The 16712-nt window shown below is 39.3% G+C and carries 17 protein-coding genes; 13 read left to right on the forward strand and 4 right to left on the reverse strand.

The features are described 5' to 3' along the window. Window positions 1–5 precede the first annotated feature (5 nt). The 3 genes from recR (at window position 6) to ACOXY8_RS05555 (ending at window position 2887) form a co-directional block, all read left to right on the forward strand. Window positions 6–617, forward strand: coding sequence for a recombination mediator RecR (recR, locus tag ACOXY8_RS05545; RefSeq protein ID WP_458330554.1), 612 nt, complete (start codon window positions 6–8; stop codon window positions 615–617). Window positions 618–717: 100 nt separating this feature from the next. Beyond that, complete coding sequence (locus ACOXY8_RS05550; RefSeq protein WP_458330555.1) at window positions 718–1884, forward strand: pyridoxal phosphate-dependent aminotransferase; 1167 nt, start codon at window positions 718–720, stop codon at window positions 1882–1884. A gap of 13 nt (window positions 1885–1897) precedes the next feature. Next, window positions 1898–2887, forward strand: a complete 990-nt coding sequence (locus ACOXY8_RS05555; RefSeq protein WP_458330556.1) for a bifunctional heptose 7-phosphate kinase/heptose 1-phosphate adenyltransferase — start codon at window positions 1898–1900, stop codon at window positions 2885–2887. Window positions 2888–4145: 1258 nt separating this feature from the next. Here the strand turns inward: ACOXY8_RS05555 and hemE are convergent. After that, entirely contained in the window at window positions 4146–5186 is a 1041-nt protein-coding gene (gene hemE / locus ACOXY8_RS05560) for a uroporphyrinogen decarboxylase (RefSeq protein ID WP_458330557.1), read from the reverse strand. Window positions 5187–5292: 106 nt separating this feature from the next. Here hemE and sdaAA point away from each other — a divergent pair, with 106 nt between their 5' ends. Then, a complete protein-coding gene (gene sdaAA, locus ACOXY8_RS05565; RefSeq protein ID WP_458330558.1) occupies window positions 5293–6201 on the forward strand; it encodes an L-serine ammonia-lyase, iron-sulfur-dependent, subunit alpha in 909 nt (302 codons plus the stop codon). A 24-nt stretch (window positions 6202–6225) separates the two neighbouring features. Here the strand turns inward: sdaAA and ACOXY8_RS05570 are convergent, their stop codons facing one another. Genes ACOXY8_RS05570 through upp form a run of 3 tightly spaced genes read right to left on the reverse strand, consistent with a single transcriptional unit; the run spans window position 6226 to window position 8276 of the window. Further along, window positions 6226–6672, reverse strand: coding sequence for a hypothetical protein (locus tag ACOXY8_RS05570; protein ID WP_458330559.1), 447 nt, complete (start codon window positions 6670–6672; stop codon window positions 6226–6228). Between the two features lies 1 nt (window position 6673). Next, window positions 6674–7609, reverse strand: coding sequence for a calcium/sodium antiporter (locus ACOXY8_RS05575; RefSeq protein ID WP_458330560.1), 936 nt, complete (start codon window positions 7607–7609; stop codon window positions 6674–6676). A gap of 16 nt (window positions 7610–7625) precedes the next feature. After that, window positions 7626–8276, reverse strand: coding sequence for a uracil phosphoribosyltransferase (gene upp, locus ACOXY8_RS05580; RefSeq protein ID WP_458330561.1), 651 nt, complete (start codon window positions 8274–8276; stop codon window positions 7626–7628). A gap of 73 nt (window positions 8277–8349) precedes the next feature. On the opposite strand from upp, the gene ACOXY8_RS05585 reads away from it, so the two are divergent. From ACOXY8_RS05585 to ACOXY8_RS05625, 9 genes are all read left to right on the forward strand, one after another. Then, complete coding sequence (locus ACOXY8_RS05585) at window positions 8350–9273, forward strand: aminopeptidase (protein WP_458330562.1); 924 nt, start codon at window positions 8350–8352, stop codon at window positions 9271–9273. A 121-nt stretch (window positions 9274–9394) separates the two neighbouring features. Then, on the forward strand, window positions 9395–9937 hold the full coding sequence (hpt, locus tag ACOXY8_RS05590; RefSeq protein WP_458330563.1) for a hypoxanthine phosphoribosyltransferase: 543 nt from the start codon (window positions 9395–9397) through the stop codon (window positions 9935–9937). Window positions 9938–9966: 29 nt separating this feature from the next. Then, window positions 9967–10539 (forward strand): adenylate kinase, encoded by a 573-nt coding sequence (locus ACOXY8_RS05595; protein ID WP_458330564.1) that lies wholly within the window; start codon window positions 9967–9969, stop codon window positions 10537–10539. Between the two features lie 10 nt (window positions 10540–10549). Further along, window positions 10550–11539, forward strand: coding sequence for a GTPase ObgE (gene obgE, locus ACOXY8_RS05600; protein WP_458330565.1), 990 nt, complete (start codon window positions 10550–10552; stop codon window positions 11537–11539). A 70-nt stretch (window positions 11540–11609) separates the two neighbouring features. Next, window positions 11610–12197, forward strand: a complete 588-nt coding sequence (locus ACOXY8_RS05605) for a nucleotide exchange factor GrpE (RefSeq protein WP_458330566.1) — start codon at window positions 11610–11612, stop codon at window positions 12195–12197. A 2-nt stretch (window positions 12198–12199) separates the two neighbouring features. Further along, window positions 12200–13327 (forward strand): molecular chaperone DnaJ, encoded by a 1128-nt coding sequence (gene dnaJ / locus ACOXY8_RS05610; protein ID WP_458330567.1) that lies wholly within the window; start codon window positions 12200–12202, stop codon window positions 13325–13327. A 148-nt stretch (window positions 13328–13475) separates the two neighbouring features. Further along, complete coding sequence (locus ACOXY8_RS05615; protein ID WP_458330568.1) at window positions 13476–14342, forward strand: hypothetical protein; 867 nt, start codon at window positions 13476–13478, stop codon at window positions 14340–14342. Window positions 14343–14456: 114 nt separating this feature from the next. Then, window positions 14457–15377 carry an ABC transporter ATP-binding protein gene (locus tag ACOXY8_RS05620; protein WP_458330569.1) on the forward strand — a complete coding sequence of 307 codons (921 nt, stop codon included), beginning with the start codon at window positions 14457–14459 and terminating at the stop codon, window positions 15375–15377. Continuing rightward, window positions 15370–16692: an ABC transporter permease gene (locus ACOXY8_RS05625; RefSeq protein ID WP_458330570.1), complete on the forward strand. Its 1323-nt coding sequence runs from the start codon at window positions 15370–15372 to the stop codon at window positions 16690–16692. Before ACOXY8_RS05620 ends, ACOXY8_RS05625 begins: the two co-directional genes overlap by 8 nt. Window positions 16693–16712 lie beyond the last annotated feature (20 nt).

Below are 16712 nucleotides of genomic sequence, written 5' to 3' on the forward strand. Positions count from 1 at the left end.
ACTAAATGAACTTCCCTTCCAAGCTGGTAGAAAATGCCGTAAATGAGATTTCGAAACTTCCTGGCATTGGAAAAAAGACTGCATTACGGCTGGTATTGTACCTCCTCAAAGAAAACGAACAAGAGACGACCGACCTTGCCGCGGCAATCACACATTTAAGAAAAGACATTCACTATTGTAAGCAGTGTCACAATATCTCTGATGCTGAGGTTTGCCAAATCTGCTCTTCGCACAAAAGAGACCCAAGCATCATTTGTTTGGTAGAAAATATTCAAGATGTATTGGCGATTGAAAATACTTCCCAATATCAGGGCAAATATCATGTGCTAGGCGGCATTATTTCACCTGTATCAGGAGTTGGCCCAAGTGACTTAAAAATTGAAAGCCTTATTCACAGAGTATTTGCAGAAGGAAGCGAAATCAAGGAAATTATTTTTGCGCTCCCATCAACTATGGAGGGTGATACTACGGCATTTTATATCACCAAAAAACTAAAAGATGCTGGAGTCAAAATTAGCACAATTGCCCGTGGGATCCCGATAGGAGGTGAACTTGAATATGCCGATGAAATAACATTAGGACGGAGTATCCTGAGTAGAACCCTTTACGAACAATAATTTTAACTCAACACATAAAATCCCTTTATTTGCGGACGAATTAGTCTTTACTTTATCAGAAAAATACGCAATGGAATTTCTATCTAATAGAATAAAAAACATGGAAGAATCAGCAACTTTGGCTATGGCCGCCAAAGCTAGAGAGCTGAAGTCTCAAGGTGTAAATGTAATCTCCCTAAGCCTTGGAGAGCCTGATTTTGCTACACCAGATCATATTCGCGAAGCTGCAAAAGATGCTGTAGATGAGGGGAAATGGTTTACCTACCCACCAGTAGCAGGCTACCCAGATTTGAGACAAGCTATTGCTAAAAAATTGCGGGAGGAAAATGGTCTCGAATCTCAAGCTGAGAACATCGTTGTATCAGCTGGTGCTAAGCAGTCAATCGCCAACGTGATGATGTGCTTACTAAACCCTGGTGATGAAGTAGTTGTATTTAGCCCTTTTTGGGTGAGCTATGCGGAAATCATCAAATTAGCAGAAGGTACTCCAGTATATATTCATGGCGGAGTAGAGCAAGGTTTCAAAGCCACAGCAGCACAATTAGAGGCTGCAATTACTGATAAAACCAAAGCCATTATTTATTCATCACCTTGCAATCCAACAGGTGCGGTATTTTCTAAAGATGAACTAAAAGCCATTGCGCAAGTAATGAGCAAGCATCCAAATGTGTTTATTATTGCAGATGAAATTTATGAACACATCAATTTCAGCGGCAAACATATTAGCATTGGTACATTCCCTGAAGTAAAAGATCAAGTTATTACTGTAAATGGCTTTTCGAAAGGATTTGCCATGACAGGCTGGAGAGTTGGCTATGTATCAGCTCCTGTTAGCATTGCCAAAGCTTGCGAAAAAATTCAAGGTCAGTTCACCTCGGGTATATGTAGCATCGCACAAAGAGCTGCTCTAGCTGCTATTTCTGGAGATCTAAGCCCTACTATTGCAATGGGTAAAGTGTATAAGGAGCGCAAAAAACTAGTGATGGATCGGCTAAGTGAAATACCAAATATCAAAATGAATGACCCAGAAGGCGCCTTCTATGCATTCCCGGATGTGAGCCATTATTTCGGCAAGAGTGATGGAACTACTACCATCAATAATGCCGACGAATTGGCCCTTTATATCCTGAAAGAAGCCCATGTTTCTGTGGTAACAGGTGGCGCATTTGGTTCACCAGAGTGTATTCGTATTTCTTTTGCCGCTTCCAATGACGACCTTATCGATGCATTGAAAAGGATTAAGAATTTACTAGTAACCTTAAAATAATTAGTAAACTGATATGAGCTCGGTAGAAAATCTATTCGAATCCTTCAAAGGTGCCAAAGCATTGATTATTGGCGACGTAATGGTGGATTCCTACATTTGGGGCAAAGTGGATAGAATTTCTCCTGAGGCTCCAGTGCCTGTTGTACATGCAGTCAAAAGAGAAAAGAGACTTGGTGGTGCAGCAAACGTTGCTCTTAATGTACTTGCATTAGGAGCGACACCCATTCTTTGCTCCATCATAGGTGATGACAAAGATGGTAGCGACTTTATCCAAATAATGAAAACACGTGGAATGCAAACACGTGGAATTATCCAGAGCAACAAAAGAATTACTACTCTTAAAGAACGGATACTTTCTGGCTCACAGCACATGCTTCGCGTTGACACGGAATCCGACCTCCCACTTCAAGCATTGGAAGAAAGAAGTCTCACTCAATTAATTAGCCAGCTTATTCCAGAATCGGATGTAATCATTTTCGAAGATTATGATAAAGGAACAATTACTCCCGATATCATTGTCAAAACCATCGAAATTGCCAATGCGCATAATATCCCTGTGGTAGTTGATCCAAAGAAGGTCAATTTCTTAAATTACAAAGGAGTCACGCTTTTCAAACCAAATTTGAAAGAACTCCGTGAAGGCCTTAAGATAGATATTGATTCATCTAATGAAGCTGATATACAGCTTGCAGTAGAAAAATTGCGGGAGGAATTAGATGCCGAACAAGTGCTCGTAACACTTTCCGAAAAAGGACTCTATTATGACACTGGCAAAGAAAAAACATGGATTCCGGCTCATATTCGCCTTATTTCAGATGTATCCGGCGCAGGAGATACGGTAATTAGTATTGCGGCAATTGGCTTAGCCGTGAAAATGCCCTCCAAACAATTAGCTGCATTGGCAAATCTTGGTGGCGGCTTAGTTTGTGAATATATAGGCGTAGTGCCAGTTCCAAAAGAAAGGCTAATGGAAGAGGCAATAAAGAAAAACATCTTAGAGTAGATTTTCTCCCGCTGATTCTAGCGAGGCATTTTGAGCTATATTCCTTCCTGACTTGTCCACATCTGAGTCTTTCAAAAAAATAGGGATTGATTTACAACAAGATATCTCATTTTTCAGTTAGTTTGACCGCACTAATAGGGTCAAATGCTGCACATAAGAGTTGTAAAAACAAAGGGGACATCTCAGGCTGTCTAGGTTTAGAGCTATCAAGACAGTAAGCGTGTAATTCTTAAGCATATCGGCTCTGGCTCAACTGATGAAGAAATTGCCTCCTTACAAGAGATGACTAGAGTATTTATTGCTGATTATACCAAGTAAATGAACCTTTTCAAGGAGTTTCAACCCAATCAAGAGGCGGTTATTGGTCAGTCAATGCGAATACATTGGGGTGTACTATAGCTTTTCTTACGATGCATCGAGAGCTCTTCAACATCAACTTGGCTATGCAAGGAAGTGGGATACCTTGTTGAATGATTGGGTCGTGATGAGAATCTTGGAGCCTAGCTCCAAACTTCGGTCTATTTCGTTCCGTTGAAAAAAATGAGTGCGGTGGGAGACCCTCAAGGTTTTCGAAACCTTGAGGGTCTTTTTAAAAAATTGGACGTATTTTGGGCATTGATCTTTAGGCGAAAATTTGCGATTTTGAGTCAAATTTCGCTCAATGATCATCGTATTTTTTTTGCCTGGCAGCACCCTCCATTTTGGGTGGTTTGCTTCGGCTTTGAACTAATTTGATGAATCCTTTAGGGATAAAAAAATGAATGTGCGTTTTATTCGTAATATGCGTTTATTGCACATTTTTCGTGATATTCGTTTTTTTCGTTTTATGGTACTTTCTGCGTTTTATTCGCTTTATTCGTTTTGTGCGAGGTTCCGTACAATTAAAGCACAATGGGAAGACAAGGAAAGCACAAGGAAACCCTAAGGTAAACACCCACTAAAATGGGCTAAAATCGAGTGAAAAAAAATTCATATTTTCAATTTACTTATTGAAAATAATAGTATTTGAATATTTCCGAGAAAATGACTTTCTGCAAAGAGGTTGGTTGATTTGGGCATAATTTGGGCTAAAACTGGACGAAATGTGCATGGATAATGAGCTGATTAGGCTTTGGAAATTGAAGGAAATTCAGGACTGTTTTTGGTGGTGATTTTGGTGATTTTTTGGTGGATATTTTTAGCTAACGGAATACGGCAAACGTTGATGAAGGAAAATGGGTTGACGGAGGACGGTTGAAAAGTGTCCATCCCACTGATTCTAGCGAGGCATTTTTGAGCTATATTCCTTCACAGTTTCTACAAACACCTTGGCATTGTGTGGATTAATATCCGGATACAAGCCATGTCCCAAATTGGCAATATGCTTATGAGGCCCAAACTGATCCAACATTCTTTCTGTAGCTTTTTGCACTTCTTTTGATGTGCCATAAAGTGCAGCAGGATCTAAATTTCCTTGCAATGTTTTATCATTACCAATGATTTTCCTTGTTGCTTCTATTCCCATATTCCAATCTAATCCGATGGTACGACAAGGCAAATCGGCCATTTCTTCAAGCGCGAAGAATGCGCCTTTTGCAAATACAGTTACAGGCACTTCTGTAATTGCCTCACATATTTGTCGAATATATCGCATGCTAAATTCGCTGTAATGATAGGCTGGCAATATCCCAGCCCATGAATCGAATAGCTGAACCATATCTGCTCCAGCAGCAATTTGAGCTTTCAAGTAATCAATGGTGCTGTCCGTAATCATCTGCAATAATTGATGCGCAAAAGCAGGCTCATTGTACAACAGCATACGCGGCGTAGAGAAAGTTTTGCTGCCGGAACCTTCCGTCATATAAGCAAAAATCGTCCAAGGTGCACCAGCAAAACCGATTAAAGGTACACGTCCATTCAGCTCTTTTTTAGTTATTTTGATAGCATCAGTCACATATTTCAAATCTTCTGCAGCATTTGAAATTCTTATTTTGGATAAATCTGCTTGCGTCCGAACTGTATTTGGGAAAAATGGACCTCTCTTTTCAACCATTTCGTAAGGCAAACCCATTGCTTCGGGTATTACCAAAATATCGGAAAAGATAATGGCAGCATCTACACCAAGCAGATCTACCGGTTGCAAAGTTACTTCGGCAGCTCGCTCAGGTGTTTTGGCCAACTCGATAAATCCGCTCATTTTCTCCCGCACAGCCCTATATTCTGGCAATATCCTTCCGGCTTGTCTCATCATCCATACAGGTGTTCTTTCTGTCTTTTCACCACGAGCGGCTCTTAATATCAAGTCGTTTTTCAATTTCATGGCGCAAATATAGTAAGGGAATAAATATATCTATTGGCTATTACCATTGAGTTCGAACGTAAATTGCCGACATTCGTATTGAGAGTAGACCCAAAATAATTGAATCATGGCATTTCTATTTGACTCCTTCGAGGGCTGGAAAAATTACGCCCAAGAGCATAATCAGACTTTATTTGATACTGTACTCGAATTTGAAATTTCGCAGAAAGGCACAAATAAAGAGGCCATTTATGAAGGATTACAAAAGGCATATGATGTAATGAAAGACGCTGTGAAAACTGGCCTTGAAGAAGACATGACCTCCCGTTCAGGGATGATCAATAACGGCGCAAAAAAGGTTTATAACCACCCATTGAATGTGCTGACGCCTGAATTTAAAAAACTAATATCTAGAGCATTAGCGGCCAAAGAAGTAAATTCTTGTATGGGTAAAGTGGTTGCCGCTCCTACTGCGGGAGCTTCGGGCATTTTACCAGGTATATTCACAACTATGCAAGAAATCCACAATACCGATGATCAAAAAATGTTGGAGGGTATTTTAATTTCAGCTGGCATAGGATTGATTATCGAGAAAAAAGCTTCATTGGCTGGAGCAGTGGGCGGCTGCCAAGCAGAAACTGGCTCAGCTGCTGCAATGGGTTCCGGCGCTTTGGTTTATTGTTTGGGTGGAAATGTAGATCAAATTTTCAATGCCGTGGGCATTACCATCCAATGTATGCTAGGCTTAGTTTGCGATCCTGTGGCAGGTTTGGTGGAAATCCCATGTGTGGTAAGAAATGCCAGTGCCGCAGCTATTGCCTTTTCATCCGCTCAAATTGCCCTAGCCAATGTAGATGCTGTAATTCCTGTAGATGAATGTGTGGAAGCAATGGGCGAAATCGGCCAAAGCATGGAAGCTAGGTATAAAGAAACCGCTTTAGGTGGACTTGCAGCGACTACTACAGGTAAAAGAATTTCTAAAAGAGTGCTTATTCAGGATATAGAAATAATGCCTGATGAGAATTTGGAAGAATAGCAATTCCACGGAACCACCCCAAAATTAAGATTTGAAATAATCGGCAAATAAGAAAATGCCTTGGGAGAAGATAATTCCCCAAAAGATTGCACTCACCGACATCCAAAGGAGAATGCGGGAGGTTTTGCCACCCATACTCGCAACTAGTAATGACCCGCCAATTGGGCTGAGAATAACAGGCGTAAGAAAAGAAACACCAAATACACCATAACTGCCCCACAACTTGACGAAGCGTCTGTTTTTAGCTGTAAATTTCTTTCTTTTTGAAAAGAACTTCTTATTGATGAAAGTTCTCATTGGTTTGCCAGCAATGGTGATGGCGATTACACCAGTCATCATACCTCCCGCCGTAAGCAAAGCTGTAATCCAACTATCAGTGCCTGTGGTCATCCCCAATATTGGGCCAGCTATAAATTTGAAAATACTCGCTGAAAAAATTGCGAAATACTGCAAGAAAAGGTCTAGGGTCATATTAATTCATTACCGTAAGCACGTATGCAACATAAGTGCCTAATAAAATAAATCCCTCCACTCTGGTAATTTTTCTAAATAAAACCATCATCGGGAAAAGCATAGCAGTAATGATGAGCATCCAAATCATATCTACACGAATGATATCTGGCGATACTTGAATAGGGATGATAATGCTAGTAATCCCCAAAATGCTTAAGACATTAAAAACATTTGACCCTATAATATTGCCCAAAGCCATATCCATTTGCTTTCGAAATGCAGCCACAACTGAAGTAACTAATTCGGGCAAACTTGTACCTAGTGCCACGACAGTAAGGCCTATTACTCTTTCGCTTATACCCATCAAAGTTGCAATATTTTTCGCTCCTTCGACAAACCATTCTGCCCCAAAATATAAGCCTACCACTCCAATAAGTATGAAGGAAATATCTTTCAAATAAGACTTTGTACTATGATTTTCCGCTACATATCCTTCCAATTGCTTGTTTGCTTTACGCGATTTACGAATGAGAAACACGTTGTAGCTTACCAACAAGAAAACAAATATGCTACCTTCAATCCAAGTGAGAATTCCATTGAGCACAAAGAAGTAAAGTAGCAACGAGGCGCCCATGCATACAGGCCAATCGATCAGACGGGAGTCTTTACTTACGCCCATTGGGGAAATTATCGACGTTAAACCAAGGATTAGAGCAATATTGCAGATATTGGAGCCTACTACATTTCCCATAGCCAAATCGGGACTGCCTTTGAGTGCAGAGGTAAGGCTTATCAATAATTCGGGCGCTGAGGTGCCAAAAGCTACGATTGTCAATCCTACCACTAGTGGTGAAATACTGAACTTTAGCGCTAAAGAAGAGGCTCCTCTAACCAATCCTTCACCTCCCGCTATTAATACAACTAATCCTGCCAAGAGCAGTAAATAATCCTGCATAATAATGATTTCCTTTTTATAGTTTATCTCCGAAACTCAAATCTCCAGCATCGCCTAATCCAGGAACAATGTAGGATTTCGTATTGAGTCCTGCATCTACTGCTGCTGTCCAAATTTTAAAAGGAACAGGAAAGTTTTCATTCAAATGCCGAATACCTTCTGGGGTAGCAATGACAGACACAATATGAACAAACTTTGGTTTGCCATTTTTCAAAATCATATTCATCCCATCTACCAAAGATCGGCCAGTTGCCAACATTGGGTCGGCTAAAATCAAAATACGATCATCCAAATTTGGGCAAGCTAAGTAATCAGTTTTGATTTCGAATTCAGGCTCAGTTCCTTTATGCGCTCGGTAAGCTCCTACAAAGCCAGAGTCAGACCTATCGAAGTAATTTAAAATTCCTTGATAAAGCGGTAATCCTGCTCTCAGGATGGTAATAATAATAGGAAACTCTCGCAATTCATCAAAACTTGCCTCGCCCAAAACGGTACTCACATGCGCTGGAGAATAGTCTAATTCCTTGGACAATTCATAGGCTAGAATTTCGCCCAGTCTTTCCATATTTCTTCTAAATCTAAGTCTATCCTTTTGGATATTGACTTCCCGGATTTCAGAAAGGAAATGGCTTGCAATGGAAGCTGATTCTGATAAATTGAATAGCATGATGGATGATTTAAGATGACAAAAATAGATAAAAAATCCTTCTTCAATCAATTAGCTGTTAGCTTTGCAAATAATGAAGGAATATGATCTATTAAAGCAGCTTTGCGAAGTACAAGGCACATCTGGTGACGAAGCAAACATCCGAGATTTTATTATCGAATATGTGAAAGAGACCTCGCCCAAATGGGATAAACAACCTACACTATATTATGGTGACGGTTTTCAGGATACACTTGTGTTGGCATTTGGCAAGCCAAAATTGGCTGCTTTTGCTCATATTGATACTGTCGGCTTTACAGTTCGCTACGAAAACCAATTGGTATCAGTAGGCTCACCGGATGCGGAAGATGGGACATTTCTTGTGGGTGAGGATTCACTTGGTTTGATCAGATGCAAGCTCATTTCCGATCCAGAAGGGCATGCTTTTTATCAATTTGGTAGGGGTATCGCATCGGGTACTCCGCTTTCCTATGAGGTGGATTTCAAAGAAACTAGAGATTATATCACCACTGCATATTTGGACAATCGCTTGGGGGTATTCAATTTATTGAAATTGGCAGAAACCTTAGAAAATGGCTTGCTAGTATTCAGCACTTGGGAAGAACATGGTGGTGGAAGCGTACCCTTTTTAGCTAAATTCATGGTAGAAGAATTTGGAGTACAAAAGGCTCTAATTTCAGATATCACTTGGGTAACTGATGGCGTGCATCATGGAAAAGGAACTGCTATATCACTGAGAGACATTAATTTACCTAGAAAGAAATTTATTGATAAAATAACTTCAATTGCTGAAAGATCGGAGATCCCATTTCAGCGAGAGGTAGAAGCGGGAGGTTCAAGTGATGGCCGCGAATTGCAAACTTCTCCCTATCCTATTGACTGGTGTTTTGTAGGAGCTCCAATCCATGGAGCGCATACACCAAGTGAAAAAGTGAATAAAAAGGATGTGAAAAGTATGCTAGCTCTTTACAAAAAATTCTTTGAAGAGTTGGATTAATTCCTCCCGCTTTTAATCTATTCGCTTGAGGTCTGTCGTTCTTCTGTAAATAGTTTGTAATTTCGCCATTTATTGGAGAGAATATAGCAATCAAAATCCTCCAATTAAATTGCAAAAGATAATGACCTACAATTCCATTACATTAAAAGACAAGGAGTTTTCTATCTACATGGATGAAATCAAAATCCTAGATAGAGTTCGTGAACTGTCTAAAAAAATTAGTGAGGATTATCACGACAAAAATCCACTACTTATTGGAATACTTAATGGGTCATTTGTGTTTGCATCAGATCTGGTAAGAAACATTAGTATTGACACTGAGGTTTCATTTATCAAAGTGGCAAGTTATAGCAAAACTCAAAGTACAGGCAAAGTAAAAAAGCTCGTAGGATTAACAGAAAATGTATTTAAAAGGCATTTGATTATTGTGGAGGATATAGTTGATACTGGACTCACAATGACGGAAATCTTAGAAGATTTTTCTGAATTAGGTGCTGCAAGTATAGAAGTAGCAACTTTATTGTTAAAACCTGATTCACTTAAAAAGCCTTTAGAAGTAAAATACGTGGGCTTCGAAATACCGAATAAATTTGTTGTAGGTTATGGCCTTGACTATGATGGTTTAGGCAGAAATCTTAATCATATATATCAATTGAAAGAATGAAGGCAATGTCTTCTCAAAACAAAAACCCTATGTTGAATTTAATTTTGTTTGGCCCTCCTGGCGCAGGTAAAGGTACACAAAGTGCCAAATTGATAGAAAAATACAATCTTCTTCATATTTCAACTGGCGATCTATTTCGTAAGCATTTGAGTGAAGGAACAGAACTAGGATTACTAGCCCGTAAATATATGGACGAAGGGCATCTTGTTCCAGATGAGGTTGTTATTGGCATGGTCGATGACAAAATCAATGAAAATGGCAGTGTAAAAGGAATCATATTCGATGGATTTCCTCGAACTGTTGCTCAGGCTGAGGCTCTAGATGCGCTATTGACCAAAAAGGGTAATCCAGTTTCTGCTATGATTTCTTTAGAAGTACCTCATAATGAGCTACGCGAAAGAATCAAAGAAAGAGGCAAAACTTCTGGCAGAGTGGATGATCAAAATGATGAAAAAATAAACACTCGTATTCAGGTTTACGAAAAAGAAACTTTCCCTGTAGCTGAGCATTATGCTGCCCAAGGCAAGCTTCATAAGGTAAATGGAGTGGGTACCATCGATGGTATTTTTGACAATATCTCAACAATTATTAATTCTTTATAATCCATCAATTTTGGCTTCTTCTAACTTCATCGATTACGTAAAATTCTGCTCACGTTCAGGCAAAGGCGGGGCAGGATCAATCCATTTTATGAGGGCAAAGTACGTCCCAAAAGGCGGCCCTGATGGTGGTGATGGAGGAAAAGGAGGAAGTGTAATCCTACGCGCAAACTCGCAATTATGGACGTTGCTTCATTTGAAATACAAAAAGCACGTAACAGCTGAGGACGGTGTTAATGGATCTGCAAAAAACCAAACTGGAGCCGATGGGAAGGATGTAATCTTAGAAGTTCCATTAGGCACAGTAGTAAAAGATGCCGAAACTGGAGAAACTAGATTTGAGATCACGGAAGATGGACAAGAATACGTACTTACTCCTGGTGGTCGTGGAGGTATGGGCAATGACCATTTCAAAACTTCCACCAAACAAGCTCCAAGGTATGCTCAGCCAGGAGAACCAGGCATTGAGGAATGGATCATTCTAGAGCTAAAAGTTCTTGCCGACGTAGGTTTGGTTGGTTTCCCAAATGCTGGAAAATCGACTTTGCTTTCAGTGATTTCCGCTGCCAAACCAGAAATTGCAGATTATCCATTTACCACCTTGGTTCCCAATCTTGGCGTGGTGCGCTACTATGATGACAAGTCATTTGTAGTTGCTGACATCCCAGGAATTATAGAAGGAGCAGCTGAAGGTAAAGGATTGGGCATAAGATTCCTCAAACATATTGAGCGAAACTCAATTCTACTTTTCATGATTCCTGCCGACTCTGAAAATGTGAAAAAGGATTACAACATCCTTTTGAAAGAACTTACCAAATACAATCCTGAACTACTTGATAAGAAAAGAGTAATTGCTATCTCTAAATCAGATTTGATTTCTGAAAAGGATCAAGTAAAACTTCTCAAAAAGCTACCTGCTGATTTGCCTAAGCTTTGTCTATCGTCTATGACAAATGAGGGCATAGATGAACTAAAAGATATTCTCTGGAAACAATTGCAGTAGTGCCAAATTGTCACCAAAATTTCCTTTGGCAAACAATTTGACCTCTTGGCTCAGATTGTATTTAAGAGCAATGAAAAAGGACAAAGAAACAACCGACGAAAAACAACAAATGGGAGAACAAGAAGAATTAATCCAGGATAATCCAGAAAATCAAAATCCGGAGGAAAATTCCAATGATAATCAGTCGAAAACTGATGAATCTGCCGAAAAAATACAGCAATTGGAAATTGAAATTGCCGAAGCTAAGGATAAGCATTTAAGGCTATTTTCAGAATTTGAGAATTACAGAAGGAGAACCTCAAAGGAAAGATTAGAGCTAATAAGTACCGCCAATGAAGATTTGATCAAATCACTTCTTCCTGTGGTTGACGATTTCTCTAGAGCTAAGAAAGCATTTGAGCAATCAGAAGATAAAGATCCTGCATTGGATGGTTTCCTACTTATCTATCATAAGCTTATCAAGACTTTAGAGCAAAAAGGATTGAAGAAAATGGAGTTGGAAGAAGGCAGTGACTTCACAACCGACCTGCATGAAGCAATTACTCAAATACCTGCTCCTAAAGATGAATTAAAAGGGAAAATTGTAGATGTTGTAGAAAGCGGCTACTTGCTTGGCGATAAAGTTATTCGTTTTGCCAAAGTAGTAATAGGAGCATAATTATGGCTAAAAGAGATTATTACGAAATACTAGGTGTAGATAAGAATGCTTCTGCGGATGAAATTAAAAAAGCATACCGTAAAATTGCAATCAAATTTCACCCAGACAAAAATCCTGACGACCCTACAGCTGAGGATAAATTCAAAGAAGCTGCAGAGGCTTACGAAATACTTAGCAATCCAGATAAAAAAGCTAAATACGATCGCTTTGGCCATGCAGGTATGGGCAATGGCGGTGGATTTAGTGGAGGAGGAATGTCTATGGATGACATTTTCTCTCAGTTTGGCGACATCTTCGGCGGTGGAGGTGGGGGAGGCAGTCCATTTGATAGCTTTTTCGGAGGCGGAGGCGGAAGCGGTAGACGTACTCGTAAAGGAAGCAACCTTCGAATCAAACTTAAACTTAGCTTAGATGAGATTGCTCACGGCGTGGAGAAAAAAATCAAAGTAAGTCGTCTAGTTACCGCTGAGGGCGTTACATATAAAAGTTGCGATCATTGTAAAGGTGCAGGCCAAGTGCGCAAAGTGGTGAATACCATGTTAGGTCAAATGGTGTCTTCAAGCACTTGTCCAGTTTGTCAAGGCTCTGGTCAAATTATAGACAAGAGACCTCCAGGAGTGGATAGTTCAGGACTAAAACCTCAAGAAGAAGTTATCTCTATTAAAATCCCTGCTGGTGTAGGCGAAGGCATGCAACTCACAATGACAGGCAAAGGAAATATGCCTCCAACTGGTGGGGTTGCTGGTGATTTGTTGATCCTAATTGAGGAAAAAGAAGATGACAAACTCAAAAGAGATGGCAACAATATCGTATTCGATTTGTACATCAGCTTTATAGACGCCACGTTAGGAACAAACTTAGAAGTACCTACAATTGATGGATTGGTTAAAATAAAAGTAGAACCAGGAACTCAGAGTGGTAAAATATTACGACTAAGAGGAAAGGGAATTAAAGAACTAAATGGCTATGGCCGAGGTGATCAATTAATACATGTGAATGTGTGGACACCAAAGCAACTTTCGAAAGAGGAAAAAGCCATTTTAGAATCACTCAGAGATTCACCAAACTTTACTCCAGACCCAGGTAAAAATGAAAAAGGATTCTTCGAGAAAATAAAAGAATTCTTTTAGAAAATATTACATATTAATAGAGAAAAAATGGAAGCTGATTTGGCTTCCATTTTTTATTAGCTCAAACTCAAATTATTTTCTACAATTTGTAACCAGTTTTTCCGCTGAGCCGTTTCTAAGAGGTATGCATTTTAGGATAATATTATTTTTGGCAGCAACCTGTATTAGTTTTGCAGCTCTAGCCCAGAAAAAAACACAATACGTGGTTCATGAAGACAACTCTTTCGAAAGAGTCAGATTCAGTTTATCCGCTCCTTCCGCCTCCTGCTTTATTCGTCCCGGAAATATTGGTAAAACCATAATGGTTTATGGTAATGCTGAACCTCAGCTTTTAGATCCCATCATGAGCACAGAATTGCGGGAAGGTATTTTACATGCTGAATTCAAATTACAAGGAGGCAACAGAAAAGCCGAAAATGTATTGGCGATGAAAATGCTTGGATCAAAAAGGTCTGAATCCAAGCAGAATTACAATATTTATCTTTCGGATAAAAAACCATACGATCTTGATTTACATTATGGTGTTGGTAATGCCTACCTGGATTTGTCTGGATTGGCAGTAGAAAAGCTCAGAATCTATACCGGGAGTGCCGATGTGAAAGTTGGTTACCTTACAGGGGATGCTAATTTAGTGGAAATGGACAGCTTTTTAGTGCAGGTAGATTTGGGATCATTAGAAATCCATAAGATCAACAAATCTAGGGCTAATCACATATTAGCCGATGTGGGCTTTGGATCGCTCCTTCTAGACTTCTCAGACAAATCAGAAAATAGTTGTGAAATATTTGCAAGCGTTGGTGCGGGCAAATTAGAGGTAATCATGCCTTTTACTGAATCACCAATATTAATAAGATTACAAAGCTCCCCACTTTGTTCTGTTACACTCCCTTCCAACTTCAAGGAAATTTCTAAAAACTTGTACGCCAATCAATACTATGAAGGTGATGATGAGAACTTACTCAACTTCGACGTAAACGTTGCGATGGGCTCTATCATCTTCAGGCACAAGGAATAGCCTTCGAATAACTTTCCATTAATCCACTTAGCATTTCCATAGACCTTTCGTCTCGATAAATAGGTAAGGTTTCTATATTTCTTTAATTTCACATTATCCAACAAATTAGGGTTAATGGAAAATATCGTAGAAGTAAAAGGAATTCACAAAAGCTACGCAAAACATCAAGCCTTGCAAGATGTTAGCATGAACATTCCCAGGAAATCAATCTTCGGATTGCTGGGACCCAATGGCGCTGGTAAAACCACTCTCATTCGGATTATCAATCAGATAATCATGGCTGATAAGGGTGAAGTATTGATCGAAGGTGAAAAGCTAGCCGAAAAGCACATACAGATTATCGGTTACCTGCCAGAAGAAAGAGGCCTCTACAAAAAAATGAAAGTTGGCGAACAACTCATTTATTTTGGGATGCTTCGCGGTTTGTCCAAAAAGGAATCAACCGAAAAGACCAAAAAGTGGGTAAAGAAATTTGAAATTGAAGGATGGTGGAACAAAAACATCGAAGATCTTTCGAAAGGGATGGCACAAAAAGTCCAATTTATTTCAACAGTACTTCACGACCCTAAACTACTCATATTAGATGAGCCCTTTTCTGGCTTTGACCCAGTCAATGCAAATTTAATTAAAGACGAAATTCTTGAGCTAAAAGAAAAAGGAGCAACAATTATTTTCAGTACTCACCGAATGGAATCAGTAGAGCAGTTGTGCGATCATATTGCGATGATTCACCATTCACGTAAGATATTGGACGGCTCCATCAAGGATATAAAGAGTGCCTATAAAGCCAATGAGTATTATGTCCAATACAAAGGTTCATTAAATGGAATGACAGCTGACTATGAAGTTATAGAAAATGAAGTTCTAGGTGATGATTTTAATAAATCATTAATTAAAGCTCCTTCTACTATCATCAATCCGAACGAAATTCTGCAGGAATTGATCAACAAAGTGGAAGTGCACTCATTTACCGAAAAAATTCCAAGTATCAACGATATTTTTATTGCTAAAGCAAAGGAGAAAAGCTATGAATAAGGTTTTACTTATCATCCAAAGGGAATTTTTGAGCCGTGTTCAGAAAAAATCCTTCTTAATTGCCACAATACTAACACCATTAATATTTCCAATTTTAATGGGCGGGCTTATTTATTTGGCCATCAACGAGCAAAAATCTGTAAAACAAGATGTTGTTCGTGTAGTAGACGAGTCTGGTAGATTTGACTTTACCGAAACCTCCCGCTTTTATTTTGTTGAGTCAGAAATGACAATAGATGAAGCGAAAGAGGATTTGAATAATAGTGATGATTTTGGTATTCTGCATTTACCAGATTTCGACATCTACAACCCAACGGGTATTGCTATTTATACCAAATCTAATCCTAGTCTTACAATGATTGGCGATCTGGAAAGTAGTATCAAAAATCAGATTGAGGATATGAAGCTCAAAGAATCTGGAGTAGATCCAGCAGTTTTGGAGGCTTTAAAAACAAGTGTTTCGGTAAGATCCATCAACTTAAGTGAAACTGGTGAAGAAGTAGAAAGTAGTGCTGGACTTTCATTTGGAGTTGGATATGCGGGAGGATTTTTAATTTACCTCTTCATCTTCATTTACGGCGCACAAGTAATGCAAGGCGTAATCGAAGAAAAGTCTAATAAGATTGTGGAAATTGTAGTTTCTACGGTGAAACCGTTCCAACTTATGCTTGGCAAAGTTTTAGGTATTGCTTCTGTAGGACTGGCGCAATTACTCATTTGGATCATTCTTATTTCAGTATTGTCCATGGCCGTTTTCAGTTTCTTTGGCTTAACAAGCCCATCCGATGCCATGATGGATCAAGTAGCTGGCAATGTAACGCAAGTTTCAGGCGATGATTTTGCATCAAATCCCAAAGTAGTTGAAATCATGGAAATGGTGAATAACATTCCTTTTGCATACATCATTTCAGTATTCTTATTTTACTTTGTTGGAGGCTATTTGCTTTATGGAGCATTATTCGCAGCGGTAGGATCTGCAGTCGAAAACCCGTCCGAAGCGCAGCAATTTATGTTTCCAATTACCATCCCATTGATTATTTCCATAATTGGTCTGTTCATGTTTGTACTCAATGAACCCAACGGGCAAGTCACGTTCTGGCTGTCTATTATTCCATTTACCTCGCCTATTACTATGGTAGGCAGACTTGGTTTTGGAGTCCCAGTGTGGGAATTGGTATTAAGTATGGTACTTCTTGTAATTGGCTTTTTGGGAACAATTTGGTTTGCAGGCAGAATTTATCGCATAGGAATACTAATGCATGGTACAAAAGTGAATTACAAAACACTTGGTAAATGGCTATTTATGAAAAACTAGTCTAATAAATTTTCAACAAA

The sequence above is a fragment of the Peijinzhouia sedimentorum genome (assembly GCF_049340005.1).
In the GTDB taxonomy this organism is placed as follows: domain Bacteria; phylum Bacteroidota; class Bacteroidia; order Cytophagales; family Cyclobacteriaceae; genus CAXBDP01.

Coding starts and splice junctions, on each gene's coding strand:
- ACOXY8_RS05555 (WP_458330556.1), top strand. CDS start 1,898: ATGAGCTCGGTAGAAAATCTATTCGAATCCTTCAAAGGTGCCAAAGCA.
- ACOXY8_RS05575 (WP_458330560.1), bottom strand. CDS start 7,609: ATGCAGGATTATTTACTGCTCTTGGCAGGATTAGTTGTATTAATAGCG.
- ACOXY8_RS05585 (WP_458330562.1), top strand. CDS start 8,350: ATGAAGGAATATGATCTATTAAAGCAGCTTTGCGAAGTACAAGGCACA.
- hpt (WP_458330563.1), top strand. CDS start 9,395: ATGACCTACAATTCCATTACATTAAAAGACAAGGAGTTTTCTATCTAC.
- ACOXY8_RS05595 (WP_458330564.1), top strand. CDS start 9,967: ATGTTGAATTTAATTTTGTTTGGCCCTCCTGGCGCAGGTAAAGGTACA.
- ACOXY8_RS05550 (WP_458330555.1), top strand. CDS start 718: ATGGAAGAATCAGCAACTTTGGCTATGGCCGCCAAAGCTAGAGAGCTG.
- dnaJ (WP_458330567.1), top strand. CDS start 12,200: ATGGCTAAAAGAGATTATTACGAAATACTAGGTGTAGATAAGAATGCT.
- sdaAA (WP_458330558.1), top strand. CDS start 5,293: ATGGCATTTCTATTTGACTCCTTCGAGGGCTGGAAAAATTACGCCCAA.
- ACOXY8_RS05570 (WP_458330559.1), bottom strand. CDS start 6,672: ATGACCCTAGACCTTTTCTTGCAGTATTTCGCAATTTTTTCAGCGAGT.
- hemE (WP_458330557.1), bottom strand. CDS start 5,186: ATGAAATTGAAAAACGACTTGATATTAAGAGCCGCTCGTGGTGAAAAG.
- upp (WP_458330561.1), bottom strand. CDS start 8,276: ATGCTATTCAATTTATCAGAATCAGCTTCCATTGCAAGCCATTTCCTT.
- ACOXY8_RS05625 (WP_458330570.1), top strand. CDS start 15,370: ATGAATAAGGTTTTACTTATCATCCAAAGGGAATTTTTGAGCCGTGTT.
- recR (WP_458330554.1), top strand. CDS start 6: ATGAACTTCCCTTCCAAGCTGGTAGAAAATGCCGTAAATGAGATTTCG.
- ACOXY8_RS05620 (WP_458330569.1), top strand. CDS start 14,457: ATGGAAAATATCGTAGAAGTAAAAGGAATTCACAAAAGCTACGCAAAA.
- ACOXY8_RS05605 (WP_458330566.1), top strand. CDS start 11,610: ATGAAAAAGGACAAAGAAACAACCGACGAAAAACAACAAATGGGAGAA.